Origin of the sequence: Pelagibacterium luteolum, from assembly GCF_900100665.1 — a bacterium.
In the GTDB taxonomy this organism is placed as follows: domain Bacteria; phylum Pseudomonadota; class Alphaproteobacteria; order Rhizobiales; family Devosiaceae; genus Pelagibacterium; species Pelagibacterium luteolum.
On the sequence record NZ_FNCS01000004.1, the window covers coordinates 222,546 to 237,067 of the forward strand.

At 60.7% G+C, this 14,522-nt stretch carries 16 protein-coding genes; 12 read left to right on the forward strand and 4 right to left on the reverse strand.

What is annotated here, in order from left to right:
- Positions 1-4 precede the first annotated feature (4 nt).
- The 3 genes from deoA to upp are packed head-to-tail and all read left to right on the forward strand — an operon-like array spanning position 5 to position 3,187.
- Positions 5-1,324 carry a thymidine phosphorylase gene (gene deoA, locus BLR31_RS09805; protein WP_090595428.1) on the forward strand — a complete coding sequence of 440 codons (1,320 nt, stop codon included), beginning with the start codon at positions 5-7 and terminating at the stop codon, positions 1,322-1,324.
- Positions 1,324-2,541, forward strand: coding sequence for a phosphopentomutase (locus BLR31_RS09810; protein WP_090595432.1), 1,218 nt, complete (start codon positions 1,324-1,326; stop codon positions 2,539-2,541). The genes deoA and BLR31_RS09810 overlap by 1 nt, the downstream gene beginning before the upstream one ends.
- 16 nt (positions 2,542-2,557) lie before the next feature.
- Positions 2,558-3,187 (forward strand): uracil phosphoribosyltransferase, encoded by a 630-nt coding sequence (gene upp, locus BLR31_RS09815; RefSeq protein ID WP_090595435.1) that lies wholly within the window; start codon positions 2,558-2,560, stop codon positions 3,185-3,187.
- Position 3,188: 1 nt separating this feature from the next.
- Here upp and BLR31_RS09820 read toward each other — a convergent pair whose 3' ends face one another.
- The 4 genes from BLR31_RS09820 to BLR31_RS09835 all read right to left on the reverse strand — a co-directional run bounded on the left by BLR31_RS09820 (position 3,189) and on the right by BLR31_RS09835 (position 5,996).
- Positions 3,189-3,806 carry an HAD family hydrolase gene (locus BLR31_RS09820; protein WP_090595438.1) on the reverse strand — a complete coding sequence of 206 codons (618 nt, stop codon included), beginning with the start codon at positions 3,804-3,806 and terminating at the stop codon, positions 3,189-3,191.
- Between the two features lie 78 nt (positions 3,807-3,884).
- A complete protein-coding gene (locus BLR31_RS09825) occupies positions 3,885-4,823 on the reverse strand; it encodes a TadE/TadG family type IV pilus assembly protein (protein ID WP_090595440.1) in 939 nt (312 codons plus the stop codon).
- A complete protein-coding gene (locus BLR31_RS09830; RefSeq protein ID WP_090595442.1) occupies positions 4,820-5,392 on the reverse strand; it encodes a TadE/TadG family type IV pilus assembly protein in 573 nt (190 codons plus the stop codon). Before BLR31_RS09830 ends, BLR31_RS09825 begins: the two co-directional genes overlap by 4 nt.
- Before the next feature lie 136 nt (positions 5,393-5,528).
- On the reverse strand, positions 5,529-5,996 hold the full coding sequence (locus BLR31_RS09835) for a pilus assembly protein N-terminal domain-containing protein (RefSeq protein ID WP_090595446.1): 468 nt from the start codon (positions 5,994-5,996) through the stop codon (positions 5,529-5,531).
- A gap of 304 nt (positions 5,997-6,300) precedes the next feature.
- Here BLR31_RS09835 and BLR31_RS09840 point away from each other — a divergent pair, with 304 nt between their 5' ends.
- From BLR31_RS09840 to BLR31_RS09880, 9 genes are all read left to right on the forward strand, one after another.
- Entirely contained in the window at positions 6,301-6,492 is a 192-nt protein-coding gene (locus BLR31_RS09840) for a Flp family type IVb pilin (RefSeq protein ID WP_090595448.1), read from the forward strand.
- Between the two features lie 108 nt (positions 6,493-6,600).
- Positions 6,601-6,783: a Flp family type IVb pilin gene (locus tag BLR31_RS09845; RefSeq protein WP_090595451.1), complete on the forward strand. Its 183-nt coding sequence runs from the start codon at positions 6,601-6,603 to the stop codon at positions 6,781-6,783.
- An 18-nt stretch (positions 6,784-6,801) separates the two neighbouring features.
- A complete protein-coding gene (locus BLR31_RS09850; RefSeq protein ID WP_425287225.1) occupies positions 6,802-7,299 on the forward strand; it encodes an A24 family peptidase in 498 nt (165 codons plus the stop codon).
- Positions 7,300-7,486: 187 nt separating this feature from the next.
- Entirely contained in the window at positions 7,487-8,344 is an 858-nt protein-coding gene (gene cpaB / locus BLR31_RS09855; RefSeq protein ID WP_090595456.1) for a Flp pilus assembly protein CpaB, read from the forward strand.
- Positions 8,345-8,385: 41 nt separating this feature from the next.
- Positions 8,386-9,747 (forward strand): type II and III secretion system protein family protein, encoded by a 1,362-nt coding sequence (locus BLR31_RS09860; protein WP_090595459.1) that lies wholly within the window; start codon positions 8,386-8,388, stop codon positions 9,745-9,747.
- A gap of 39 nt (positions 9,748-9,786) precedes the next feature.
- The gene (locus tag BLR31_RS09865) at positions 9,787-11,064 is read left to right on the forward strand and encodes a CpaE/TadZ family protein (protein ID WP_090595462.1); all 1,278 of its coding nucleotides are present in this window, start codon (positions 9,787-9,789) and stop codon (positions 11,062-11,064) included.
- Positions 11,065-11,082: 18 nt separating this feature from the next.
- Positions 11,083-12,540 carry a TadA family conjugal transfer-associated ATPase gene (locus tag BLR31_RS09870; RefSeq protein WP_090595465.1) on the forward strand — a complete coding sequence of 486 codons (1,458 nt, stop codon included), beginning with the start codon at positions 11,083-11,085 and terminating at the stop codon, positions 12,538-12,540.
- A 3-nt stretch (positions 12,541-12,543) separates the two neighbouring features.
- The gene (locus tag BLR31_RS09875) at positions 12,544-13,521 is read left to right on the forward strand and encodes a type II secretion system F family protein (protein ID WP_090595468.1); all 978 of its coding nucleotides are present in this window, start codon (positions 12,544-12,546) and stop codon (positions 13,519-13,521) included.
- Positions 13,522-13,531: 10 nt separating this feature from the next.
- The gene (locus BLR31_RS09880; protein ID WP_090595684.1) at positions 13,532-14,518 is read left to right on the forward strand and encodes a type II secretion system F family protein; all 987 of its coding nucleotides are present in this window, start codon (positions 13,532-13,534) and stop codon (positions 14,516-14,518) included.
- The last annotated feature ends 4 nt before the right edge of the window (positions 14,519-14,522 follow it).

The window sequence follows — 14,522 nt, forward strand, 5'->3', positions numbered from 1 at the left end:
TCGCATGACCCCGCTCCCCCAGGAAACCATCGCCCGAAAGCGTGATGGCGAAGCGTTGAACGCTGACGAGATCGGCGGTTTCGTTGCCGGAATTACGTCGGGCGCCGTCAACGACGCGCAGGCTGCAGCGTTTGCCATGGCCGTCTTCTTCCGCAACATGTCGCTCGACGAACGCATCGCCTTGACCCTTGCCATGCGCGATTCAGGCCGTGTGCTCGACTGGTCCGATCTGGACGGTCCGGCCATCGACAAGCATTCGACCGGCGGGGTGGGCGATAATGTCTCGCTGATGCTCGCGCCGATCCTTGCGGCCTGCGGCACCTATGTGCCGATGATCTCCGGCCGAGGGCTCGGTCACACGGGCGGAACGCTCGATAAATTCGATGCCATACCCGGCTATATGACCAATCCCGACATCGAAACGCTGCGTCGCGTGGTCAAAAGCGTGGGCTGTGCCATCATCGGCCAGACCGACGATCTGGCACCCGCCGACCGACGCCTCTATTCGATTCGTGACGTGACGGCGACCGTCGAAAACATCTCGCTCATCACCGCCTCCATCCTTTCGAAAAAACTCGCCGCCGGCCTTGAAGCGCTGATCCTCGACGTCAAGACCGGGTCGGGCGCCTTCATGAAGACGCGCGAGGAGTCGATCAGCCTAGCTGAAAGCCTGTCGGCGGTCGCCAATGGCGCGGGGATGAAAACCGGCGCTCTGATCACCGACATGAACGAACCTTTGGCCTCCGCTGCCGGGAATTGGCTCGAGGTCAAAAACGCCATCGATTTCCTCACCGGCGCTCATCGCGATGCGCGGCTCGAAGAGGTGACGCTTGGGCTCTGCGCCCACGCGCTGGTGCTCGGCGGCATGGCGCTGGACGAGGACGATGCGCGACTGCGCGCCAAGGTTGCGCTGGACAGCGGCAAGGCGGCGGACAAATTCTTTGCCATGTGCAATGCGCTGGGCTCCTGGCACGACCTTGCGCGCTATGCGCCCGAACCCGCACCCATCGTGCGCGATGTGTTCCCCACCGAGAGCGGACATATTCGCTCCATCGACACACGCGGCGTCGGTATGGCGGTGGTGGTGCTCGGCGGCGGGCGCACCAATCCTGCCGACACGATCGATTATCAGGTCGGCTTCGATCGCCTGATTGGGCTGGGCGCGAAAATTGATCCTCAAACGCCCATCGCCCGCATCCACGCGCGCGACGAGGCCAAAGCGCAGGAAGCCGAAGCGCGGCTGCGCAAGGCTTACGCCATTGGTGACGCGCCCCCGTCGCACCCGGTCGTTTACGATTACATCGCACCCCAAGGAGGCAAGTGATGCCCCGCGCCATTATTTGCCTGCTCGATAGTTTCGGCATCGGCGGGGCGCCCGACGCTGCCGATTTTGGCGATGAGGGCGCCGATACGCTCGGCCACATCGCACAAGCCTGCGCCGATGGGCGCGGCGATATCGAAGGCGTGCGCGGTGGCACGCTTTATCTCCCCAATCTCGACGGGCTGGGTCTCGGCGCTGCTGCCGAGCTCTCCACGGGCACCGTACCACCTGGCTTGACCAACACGCCCCTCGGCGGGCGCTGGGGCGTTGGTCGCGAGGTGTCGATCGGCAAGGATACCCCGTCCGGCCATTGGGAAATCGCAGGCGTGCCCGTGCCCTTCGCGTGGGGATATTTCCCTGACGAAAACCCCGCCTTCCCGCAGGACCTGCTCGACCAGATTTATGCAGCCACCGGGCTCGAGGGTTCGCTGGCCAACACGCACGCTTCGGGCACACAGGTCATCGAAGATTTCGGGGCGGAATCGATCAGGACCGGCAAGCCGATCTTTTACACATCGGTGGATTCGGTCTTCCAGATCGCCGCCCACGAGGAGCATTTCGGCCTCGATCGGCTCTACGCGCTTTGCGAGGCGGTGTTCAAATTCACGGCACCCCTTAAGATAGGTCGGGTTATTGCGAGGCCCTTCGTGGGTGAGGATGCAGCATCGTTCAAACGCACGGGCAATCGGCGCGACTTTGCCATCGATCCCCCTGAAGATACGCTGCTCGACCGCACCAAAGCGGCGGGGCGGCAGGTCTATGCCATCGGCAAGGTCTCCGACATCTACGCTGGCAAGGGCGTGACCCACAAGATCAAGGCATCGGGCAATATGGTGCTGTTCGATCGCACCCTAGAGGCGCTCGAGATGGCCGCCGATGGCGCGTTGATCTTCACCAATTTCGTCGATTTCGACACCGAATACGGCCATCGCCGTGACCCGGGTGGTTATGCCGCCGAATTGGAAAAATTCGATCGGCGCCTGCCCGAACTGATCGCAAAGCTTAGGGACGACGATCTTCTGGTTATCACTGCCGATCACGGCAATGATCCAACCTGGAAAGGCACGGATCACACGCGCGAGCAGGTGCCAATCCTGTTATTTAGCCGGTCTTTGCCAAAGGGCAGCATTGGCTTGCGCCCGGTTCTGTCCGATATTGGCGAAACAATCGCGCACTGGCTGGGGCTCGCGCCGGGCAAGCACGGCACTTCAGCGCTATAACAAAGAAAGAGGCCGCATGCAGAACCTGACCGTCGTCAATCACCCGCTGGTCCAGCACAAGCTGACCATCATGCGCTGCAAGGATACCTCGACGGCGAGTTTCAGAAGGCTGCTGCGCGAAATCGCGCATCTGCTCTGTTATGAGGTCACTCGCGATCTCGAAACCGAGCAGGTCGATATCGATACCCCGGTGGGGCCGACCAAGGCGCCCACGCTCAAAGGCAAGAAACTGGTCTTCGCCTCCATCCTGCGCGCGGGAGAAGGTTTGCTCGAAGGCATGCTCGATCTGGTGCCCTCGGCGCGCGTCGCGCATATCGGGCTCTATCGCGATCCGGAAACGCTCGAAGCCATCGAATATTATTTCAAGGCACCGTCCGACGCCGCCGATCGGCTGGTGATCGTCGTCGATCCCATGCTGGCGACGGCCAATTCTGCGATTGCGGCCGTGCAAAAGCTCAAGGATCGCGGGGCCAACAATCTGCGTTTCCTGTGCCTTCTTGCCGCGCCCGAAGGCGTCGAGCGCTTCACCAACGCCCATCCAGACGTGCCGATCTTTACGGCCAGCCTTGATGAAAAGCTCAACGAACACGGCTACATCGTCCCCGGCCTCGGCGATGCCGGCGACCGGATGTACGGAACGAAATAGATCAGCTTTTTAGCGGCAGGCCGTAGCTGATCAACTCGGCGCGCAGAGCTTCGGGCGATGAAAAGTGGATCGCTTCCATGCCCACGGCGCGGGCCGAGATCACGTTGGCCTCATTGTCGTCGATAAAAACGCACATCTCTGGTGCCAGCGAGTAGCGATCGCAAAACAGCCGGTAAATGCGCGGGTCGGGTTTCACGAGCTTTTCCAGACCGGAAACGACAACGCCGTCGAACTTTTCAAGGAACGTCCATTCCGGCAGCACCGAAACCCATTTCTCCCAGGAGAAATTGGTGATGGCGAATGTCGGAATCTCTGCCGCGATCAGCTCGTTGTGGATATCGACAGTGCCCTGATAAACGCCGCCGATCGTTTCGCGCCAGCGTGTGTCATAGGCTTGGATTTCGCGCCAATAGCGCGGGAAGCGGGTGATCAGCTTGGCGACGCCTTCGGCATAAATATCGCCCGCGTCGAATTCCAGGTTCCAGTCCTTGGTGCAGATGGTTTCGCCGAACCAGCGGGCTTCTTCTTCCGTCTCGAACAGCTTGCGAAAGAGATACATCGGATCCCAGTCGACAAAGACCCCACCGAGATCGAAGACGGGAATGAGCGGTTCTGACATGGAGCACCTGCGGGTAGAGGAGGGACGAGGCCCTTGTCTTGTCAGACCCTCAGGTCGGGAGCAAGACCCCGCGACGCGTTAGCAAATTCCAAACAGCAGGCATCGAAGCCACGAGCCGAGGCCGCCGCTATTGCCGCTGTTGCTATTGCCACTGTTGCCATTGCCGCCGCCGGTACTGCCAGTGTTGCCGCCACCCGTATTGCCGCTATTCCCATTGCCATTCCCGCTGCTGCCGCCATTGCCGCTGCTGCCACCACTATTACCGCTACCCGAATTGCCTCCGTTATTTCCGGCCGAATTATTGTTGTTGTTGCAATTGTTGCCCTGGCCGTTGCCGCCACTGTTGCCGGCGCAATTGCCGCTGCCAGTGCTTCCGTTGCCGCCCCCGGCAACGTTGTCGACGACGTCTTCGACCTCATCGACGATTTGGTCCAGCAAGCCGCCTGAGCCATCCTCCGGATCGTCGGAGCCATCCATGGGAAATCCGAAATCTTCCACCTCGCGCCGCACGACGTGGATGGAGCGCTGTTCAAGAGGAACACTGGCGTTAAATATCGTGCCGAACATCGGCTTATAGCCATAGCTGGCGCTGGCGATCACGGCGTAGCGCCCGTCCGATAGCGTCATGATGTCGTCGGGCAGATCGTAGGACTGGCCATTGCGGCCTTCATGGTTCCAATTGCGATGCGTAGTGCCGGTCACTTCGGCCGAACTTCCATCGACCTCGACGATCGTGAGGCGCAGCTTCGTCTCGGCGAAGTCGAACGGGCGCATGATGGCGACGCCTGCTTCAAAAAACGCCTGCACTTCGGAGCGCGTAATTTCTTCTTCCTGCGCAACAAGATCGCTCACCGTGGCCGCAACCTGACTGAGCTTGCGGTCGATAGCCAGCGCCTGGGTGAGGTCGGTTGCGCTGAGATAGGTCAAGAGCATGATCGGGGCAATCAGCGCAAATTCGACGGCGGCGATCCCGCGCTGGTCGCGCCAGAAACGTTTGGGGGGCTTGGCGGCGCTCATGGCGTAAACGGCTCCGTCTTGAACGCATGGGCCGCGGCCAGAAGGCGCTTGCCGTCGGCGGTCTGCCCGGCATGCAGGCCGGGAATGTTGAAAATGGTCGGCCATTTGTAATAAGCCTCGACCATCACATTGGTGTTGCCCCTGATCGGTCCGCCGGCGGCGCCCTCATAGCGCTGGTCAAAAGCCCATTCGCCACTCTCATCGATAGGGTACGTGGCGGAAAAATCCCGGAAATCGGCAATCTCGCGCACCGATATGCGGATCTCATCGCAATCGAAGATGCCGTAAAGCTGCGAACAGAGCTCAGTCCGGTAGGTGGAAGCGGAATGGCTGAACCCGGGCTGGCCGGTCTTGATGGAGCGAGACGAGTCGATCACCGCTGTATCGAGCGCATAGGCAGCGAAAAACGTCAGCGCCGTCTCGATCGTCGCCCCGATGATCGCAAAAAAGATCGGGCCGACAATGGCGAACTCGATGACCGTGACGCCACGCTCCGAGCGCGAGAAGCGGCGCAGAAGTCCGCCTGCCCTACGGCTCTCGTCGGTTTTTGATGTGGCGCGGATGGGCATGGAAGTGTCCCGGCTTCATGCAAACTTTAGGCACACTACGCATGCCAACCCTAACCGAATGTTAGAACGGCTCGTCTTGGGTAAAGTGCTTAAGGCTAGCGTAAACCGGGACTTAAGATGGGTGTTGCACTTGCGCTTAGTTCTGCGCTGCGCCGCCGACGATGGAGCTGGATGTCACGACGTCGGCGGTAAAGCTGGTATCGTCGCCCATCATGATGACAGGCTGGCAATTGGGCGCACAGGCGACCGAGGTTCGCGCCGATCCCATGAACACCGTCACCGTGTCGCTGGCGAGTTGGGTGACTTCCACGATGGTGTCGGCGATCGGATCGCCGCTGGCATCGAGGATGATGAGATTGGTGCGGCCATAGCTCTTGCCAGTCAGAACCAGGGTCTGCGGATCCTGGATCGTCACGTCGGCGACAGCAGGATTGCCGATGATCACCGTCGCTGCCGGTGAATTGATGCGCAACACCCGCGCCATATTGGTGTTGACCGTAACGGTCACGTTGTCCTGTGCGAGAGCCGGGACGGCGGGAAAGCTGCCAAGCGCTGCAAGGGAAAGGGCGACAGCAATCGCCGCACTGCGCATCCGACCTGGCATGACTTAGGATTCCCGCGTAAAATTCATGGTTACCCGATCATGGCCCGTAATGGTTTATATTTGGCAAACGTGCGCAACGGCGAAAGCCTTACACAATATTGAATCGCGCGCATGCGAATAGTTAAACTTGTATTGGGGAGGGTAACGATTTCGTAGTCATGCTGAGTATTGCTGGCGCGTAAGGCCCGGTCGGCGGCCAATTTAACTCTATTTCAACAGCTGACGACTAGCGTCACCCCAAGTTCGATGTGTGACGCGTCGAACGATGACGTCACTCAGGGGACGCACAGGCAAGGAGCTAGAAATGAACCTGTTTAAGAATTTCGCCAAGGACGAATCCGGCGCGACTGCAATCGAATACGGCCTCATCGCAGCCCTCATGGCTGTCGTTGTGATCGCTGCGATCAGCATTATCGGACCGGCTCTCGAAACTAACTTCACCAACATTGCCGCAGATCTCACCAATCCGACATTGACCCCGCAGACACCCCAATAGTTCTCAGCAAGTGGCTGACAGGTGGTACAGAGGGGGGCCAAAGGCCTCCCTCTTTCGCAAAAGTATGCCGGTGGAGGCGTAAGCGTCCTTGGCTAACGGGGCCGCAGTATGGGTATTGTTAGGACGTTCTTACACAACGAACATGGTGCTACAGCCGTCGAATACGGATTGATAGCAGCTTTGATCGCGATGGTGGTGGTCGCCGCGCTAACGCTATTGGGTGACCCCGTGAATGGGCTTTTCGGATCGGTTAAGGATCAATTCGATAAGGTAGACACATTCCTCCAATAGCACGTGTTAAAGATGCTGATGGTTCTCCTCCCAATCTTCCCCCTCCTTATGGCCCTCGCGGCCTCATCCGACCTGCTCACCATGCGGATTTCCAATCGCTTGGTCGGCATCGTCGCTATCTCCTTCTTCCCCATCGCGTTTTTCGCCGGCGCTGATCTGTCGCTCATCGGCATGCATCTGGCTGCCGCTGCGCTGGTGCTGACGATTACCTTCGGGCTGTTCGCGCTTGGCTGGATCGGTGGCGGCGACGCGAAATTGACTGCGGCGATCGGGTTGTGGTTCGGGTTTGAGCTTCTGCTGCCCTTCCTTTTTTACGCCTCGCTGTTCGGTGGTGTTCTTACGCTGGCGCTGCTTGTCGGTCGCCGGCAACCACTTCCCGCACTACTGCTGCGGGCCGATTGGGCGGTCCGCCTGCACCACCCCAAGACCGGCGTGCCCTATGGCATTGCACTCGCGCTGGCCGCGATGATCGTCTATCCCCAATCCTTCGTTTTCACCCAGCTCGCCATTTTCTGATTGCCGACGCATCGGCAATATTGGTGCGCTGGCTCGAGCGATGAAACCTGTTTTCATCAATAAACCTTTAGTTAACCTTTGCTGCAAAGCACTGATTAACCAAGTTTTGACCCTTTCCCGGCAATAGTTCGGCCAAAGTGATCATCCGGCACCGGTGTATTTGAGTGTCGCGGGGGTAAAGGTCGACATGAAACCGGCGCGTATTCTGCTCATCGTTGTGGCCATCGTGGCCGGTGGCCTTGCCGCATTCCTCGCCACACGCAGCAACGGGCCCGGCGAAGTCCAGGAAGCCCAGGTCGAAATTCAGCAGGAAGCGCGCGAACGCGTGCTCGTTGCCACCGGCCCGATCGGCCTTGGCCAGCGCATTACGCCCGAGGACGTCAGCTGGCAGGATTGGCCCCAGGGCGCCGTAAGGGCTGAATATATCACCGCCAGCGCCGTCCCCGATGCTGCTGCCCAGGTGACCGGCGCCGTCGCGCGGTTTGAGTTCTTCCCCGGCGAGCCCATTCGCGAAGCCAAGCTTGTCACCTCCGAGCAGGGCTATCTCTCGGCGGTTCTGAGCGAAGGCATGCGCGCCGTCTCGGTCTCGGTCAGCCCCGACTCCGCCTCGGGCGGCTACATCGTCCCCAATGACCGGGTCGACGTCGTCCTCACGCGCTCCGGCGCCGATTTCTCCGAAACCATTCTTAACAACATCCGCGTCCTCGCCATCGGCAAACGCCTCGGTGAATCGGGAACGACGGGCGCTGCCCCGAACCCGGAAGATCCACGCTCGCAGGTGTTCGACACCGCTCAGATCGCAACGTTCGAAGTCACTCCCGGCCAGTCCGAAGTGCTGCTTCAGGCCGGTACCGTCGGGCGCCTCGCGCTCGTCCTGCGCTCCGTCGTTGATTTCGCCGAAGGGCCGGGCACAGAACCGGGCCAGAGCGACACGGTCCAGACGGTGCGCCTGATCCGCAACGGCCAGACGCAGGTGATCTCAACCCAAGCCGGGCGCACATCGACCTCGCCCGTGGCGTCCATCAATGAGCCCATTCCCCAATGACCACCGACCCGGCCGCAACGCCCGCCATCGAGGTAAGATAGATGTCGATCTCCCGTGTCCGCCGGATCATGACCGCCTCTGGCCGCGTTCGCGCGGTCCTTGCCGGTCTTGCGCTCGCAACGCTTGTCGCCATGCCGGCCATGGCACAAACCGCACCGCATCTGCGCATCGCGCACGCCGAAATCGGGCGCACGCAATTTGTCGAAATCGGCGTCAACAAATCGATGATCGTCGATCTCCCCGCCGAAGCCGGTGAAGTGATCGTCTCCCAACCGGGTGTCGCCAATGCGATCATGCGCACCCGTACCCGCGCCGTGATCCAGGGCGTGGCGGCAGGCGATACGAACATCTTGTTCCTCGATCCTGCCGGCAACGGTATCGCCGTCATCGAAATCTCGGTCGCCCAGGACTCCTCGGGTCTGGCCGCAACGATCAACCGCCTTCTACCCGGCGCGCGTATCCAGGTTCAGTCCTTCGCCAATTCCGTCATCCTCTCGGGTGACGTGCAGTCCGGCGACGACATGGAAAAAGCCGTTCAGATCGCCGCCCAATATGTCGGCGGCCCAAACAACGTCACAAGCGTCATCAACGTGGCCGGTGGCCAGCAGGTGGCGCTCAAGGTCACCGTTGCCGAGATCAAGCGCGACACGGCCCAGGAACTGGGGATCAATCTCTCCGGTGCGCTATCTGTCGGCGCGCTCAATCTGGGGCTGAACTCGTCCCAATCCCAACTTGCCAACGGCTATAGCGGAGACATGTCGCAAGGCGGCTTTGCCATCGACGCGGCCCTGCGCGCTATGGCCTCGCGTAACGCGCTGCGTCTTCTCGCCGAGCCGATCCTCACCGCAATGTCGGGCCAGGAAGCCAGCTTCCACGTCGGCGGCGAATTGCCCGTGCTGGTCGTTCGCGACGGCGAACAGACCTATGATTACAAGCCCTACGGCATCCAGCTCGACTTCACCCCCACGGTGCGCTCGAATGGCATGATCAGCCTCGTGATCGACACCGAGGTGTCCGAACCGCAGCTCAACAACACATTGAACACCCGCCAGGCCAGCACCACCGTCGAACTGGGTGCTTACCAGACCCTCGCGATCGCCGGGCTGATCGACGAACGGACGCGTCGTCAGGTGTCCGAACTTCCTGGCCTAGGCAACATTCCGATCCTGGGCGCCCTGTTCCGCTCCTATGAATACGCAACCGAGCAGACCGAACTGGTAATCCTCGTGACCCCGATGATCGCCCAGCCCTCCCACGTTCCGCCGCCGCTCCCCACCGATATTGCCCAGCCCTCCTCCAATGCAGAAGCGATGTTCCTGGGCCGGCTCGAAAACCTCTACGGCGTCAGCGACGGGAGTTCGGGCAATCAGATCCGCGGCTCCGTGGGCTTCATGCTCGATTGATCGGCAAGATATTTGATCCCGCAAGGGGGAAGTGAAGCGATGACCTTTATCGAAAACGACGACGGCAGGACCGCGGTCGAGCAGAGCAGCGAACCGGTCACCGGCGCGCGCCTCATTCCGCGCATCACCATCCAGGCGTTCTGCGAACATTCCCAGACCGCCCAGATCATCGAGGACACAACGCACGACCGGCGCATGTCCAAAGTCGCGCTGACGACCCACAATGGCGGGATGGATGGTGCCGTCGAAACCTATCGCACCAACCCGACCCCCAATCTGATCATCGTCGAAACGACCCAGCCGGCCGAACGTATCGAAGCCTCGCTCGCCCGGCTTGCCGAAGTTTGCGACGCCTCGACCCGCGTCATCGTCATCGGCCACGTCAATGACGTGATGCTCTACCGCAGCCTGATCCGGGCCGGCGTGTCCGAATATCTCGTGATGCCCGTCACCAGCGCCACGATCATCAACGCGATCACCGATCTGTTCGCCGGAGAAGGATCGGCCCCAATCGGCCGTTCGGTCGCCTTCATGTCCGCCAAAGGCGGCGCCGGTGCCTCGACCATTTCCCACAACGTTGCCTGGGCCATCGCCAAAAGCCTGCGCCAGGACGTGTTGGTCATGGACCTCGATTTGCCCTTCGGCACGGCAGGTCTCGATTTCAATCAGGACCCGCCACAGGGCATCGCCGACGCCGTCTATGCCAATGACAAGATGGACGCCGTGATGCTCGATCGTCTGATGAGCAAGGCGGCCAACCACATCAATCTGCTTGCCGCGCCTGCAACGCTCGATCGCACCTATGATCTTGGCGAGCGTAGCTTTGAACAGATCATCGAACTGAGCCAGAAAACCGTGCCGGTCGTCGTCCTCGACATTCCGCATCTCTGGACAGCCTGGGTGCGCCACACGCTGGCCGCCGTCGATGAGATCGTAATCGTTGCCGAACCCGACCTCGCCAATCTGCGCAACGCGAAATCGATCGCCGATATGGTCAAGAGCCTGCGTCCGTCGGAAAACGAGCCCACAGTGGTGATCAACAAGACCGGTATCGCCAAGCGCCCGGAAATTCCGCCCAGCGAGTTTGCGTCTTCGATCGAATGCCGGCTGGCCGGACAGATCGCGTTCGATCCGGCGATTTTTGGCACCGCCGCCAACAATGGCCAGATGATCGCCGAGGTCTCGGCGACCCATAAGGTCAACGAGATTTTCCGCTCGATCGGCATGCAGGTCACGGGCCGTGCGGCACTGGAAACCAGCAAGCGCGGCGGCGGCATGAAGCTTCCCGAACTGTTCCGCATGCGCAAGCGCGCCTAGCGGGAAGAAAGGCTCACAATGTTCGGCAAGCGCACGAGTTTTGGCGGAAACACCCAGGCAGCAGTGGCGCGCCCGGCGCCCCCGCCTGTCGTCGAAGTGGAGCGGGCTCCCGCCGCGTCCGAGCCCTTACGCGCAGCCAAGGTCGACGACGGGGTCGAAAACGTCGACAAATCCAGCCGCGACAAGAATTATTTCCATACCAAATCCTCGATCTTTTCGGCCCTCATCGATTCCATCGATCTGTCCCAGCTTGCCGCGATGGATCAGGATTCGGCACGCGAGGAAATTCGCGACATCGTTGCGGAAATCATCGCGCTCAAGAACTTCGTCATGTCGATTTCCGAGCAGGAAGACTTGCTCGACGACATCTGCAACGACGTTTTGGGCTATGGACCGCTCGAGCCGCTTCTGGCGCGCGACGACATCGCCGACATCATGATCAACGGCTCCCAGAAGTGCTATATCGAAGTCAATGGTCGCGTGAAGCTGACCAATGTACGCTTCCGCGACGACGCGCATCTGATGAATGTCTGCCAGCGTATCGTGAGCCAGGTTGGCCGCCGCGTTGATGAGTCGTCGCCCATATGCGACGCGCGCCTGCCCGACGGCTCACGTGTCAACGTCATCGCCCCGCCGCTTTCGATCGATGGCCCCGCGCTCACCATCCGTAAGTTCAAAAAGGACAAGCTCACGCTTGCCCAGCTCGTCAAATTCGGCTCGATCTCACCCGAAGGCGCCGAGGTGCTGCGCATTCTGGGCCGTGTCCGCGCCAACGTTTTGATCTCCGGCGGTACCGGTTCGGGCAAGACGACACTCCTCAACTGCCTCACGGCCTTTATCGACCGTGACGAGCGCGTCATCACCTGCGAAGATTCCGCCGAACTTCAGCTTCAGCAGCCCCACGTCGTGCGGCTCGAAACCCGCCCGCCCAATCTTGAGGGCGAGGGCGAAATCACCATGCGCGAACTGGTCAGGAACTGTCTGCGTATGCGCCCCGAACGCATCATCGTGGGCGAAGTGCGTGGACCGGAATCCTTCGATCTGCTGCAGGCGATGAACACCGGCCACGATGGTTCGATGGGCACATTGCACGCCAACTCGCCGCGCGAGGCGCTGTCACGACTGGAATCGATGATCACCATGGGCGGCTTTTCGCTGCCCAGCCGGACCATCCGCGAAATGATCGTGTCGTCCATCGACGTCATCGTCCAGGCGGCGCGCCTGCGTGATGGCTCGCGCCGCATCACCCACGTCACCGAAGTGCTCGGCATGGAAGGCGAAGTGATCGTCACCCAGGACGTGTTCGTCTATGACATCATGGGCGAAGACGCCAACGGGAACCTGCTCGGCCGTCACCGCTCGACCGGCATCACCAAACCCCATTTCACCGAGAAAGCCCGCTATTTCAACGAGGAAATGGCCTTGGTAGAAGCGCTTGAGCGGGCCAACGTCGAACATCATGAAATGATCCGGTAGCCCATGAGCCCGCTGATCCTGGCCATTCTCGTCGTCATCTGCATCGGTGCGCTGGGCTTTGCCTTTGTGCCGTCATTGGCCGGGTCGAGCCGCGCGGATAAGCGTATGAAGGCCCTGCGGACCGATGTTCAGGTGCGCCATCACTCGGCCAGCACTGAAAAGATCCGCGAAAATCGCCGCCGCACTGTTCAGGATGCGCTCAAGCAGCAATCCGACGCCCTGAACGCGCGCCGCGCTGGCAAGTCGCTCAAGCACCGTCTGTTTCAGGCGGGGATCAAGACCGAATCCCGCGTCTGGATCCGCAATGCAATCATTGCCGGCGTTGTGATGTTCCTCGTCCTCGCCATCATTCAGGTGCCATTGGTCTATGCCGCGATCCTTGCCGCTGCTGGCGCTTATGTCGTCCCCAACCAGTATATCGGCTGGCGCCGCAAGCGCTATCAGAGCGCCTATCTCGATGAACTCCCCAACGCCGTCGAAGCCATCGTGCGCGGCGTGCGTGCCGGCATGCCGCTCAACGATTCCATCCGGCTGGTGGCCAAGGAGGTGAAGGAGCCGGTGAAAGCCGAATTCATGCGCGTCCTCGACCAGCAGTCGATCGGTAAATCCATGGCCGAGGCCGTGGAAGTGCTGTTCGACCGCGTGCCGCTGCCGGAAGTCAATTTCTTTATCGTCGTGATCACGGTTCAGCAGCAGGCCGGTGGCAATCTGTCGGAAGCCCTGACCAACCTCGCGAACGTCCTGCGCAACCGAAAGAAGATGAAGGCCAAGGTCAAGGCGCTGAGCGCCGAAGCCAAGGCCTCGGCCATCATCATCGGAGCACTTCCGGTGCTCGTTGCTGCAGCAGTGTCGGTGATCAGCCCCACCTATCTCTCGCCGCTGTTTACCACCTCGGGTGGCATGGTGGCGCTGGGCGCGGCGGGCCTCATGCTGGTCACGGGCATCTTCATCATGAACCGCATGATTCAGTTCGAGTACTAGGAGAGAATTGGTGTCCCTAGTCGATCGCATCGTTGATCCCGGCGTCCTTATCGCCATTTTCGCGGCGATCTCGGCTGCGGCCATCGTCTTTACATTTGGCAGCCACCTCTTTGAGCGCGCCGAGCGCAAGGGCCGTATGAAAAAGGTGGCGATCGAGCGCGAGCAAATGCGCGCCCAGGAAATGGCACGCCTGCGCAATCAGGCCAGCGTCAAGGAAGGAGCCCGCGGCAACATCCGCGGCGCCGACGCGCGCTCCTACATGAAATCAACTGTGGAACGCTTCTCCCTGCAAAAGGCGTTCATGGACGAGACCACGGTCGAAAAGCTGGCCCAGGCAGGCCTGCGCGGGCAAGGGGAGTTGACCAAGCACCTGTTCTTGCGCTTCGTCACGCCCTTCGTCGTTCTGGCACTGGCCATTCTCTATTTCGTTTTCATGTCTCCGGGCGGTCGCCCGCTGTTCATCAACCTCGTCTATGCCATCGGGGTGGGGCTTTTGGGCGCCTATGTGCCCATCCTGTTGCTCAAGAACAAAATCCAGAAGCGCCAGCAATCGGTACGCCGGGCCTGGCCCGATGCGCTCGATCTGATGCTGTTGTGCGTCGAGGCGGGCATGTCGATCGAACACGCGATCCGTCGCGTCGCTAAGGAAATCGGCCTCCAGAGCACCGAGTTGGCCGAAGAACTGACGCTCACAACGGCCGAGTTGTCGTTCCTCGAAGACCGCACCCGGGCCTATGAAAATCTGGGCCGCCGCACCGGCATCGACGGCGTGCGCTCGGTGATGACCGCGCTGATCCAGGCCGACCGTTACGGTACGTCAGTCGGGCAGGCCTTGCGCGTGATGGCCGAGGAAGGCCGCGAGCACCGCATGACCGAAGCCGAGAAAAAAGCAGCTGCCTTGCCCCCCAAGATGACAGTGCCGCTGATCGTCTTTTTCCTGCCGGTGCTGTTTATCGTGATCATGGCCCCTGCCATCATCACGGCGATGTCGCTCTAATCGA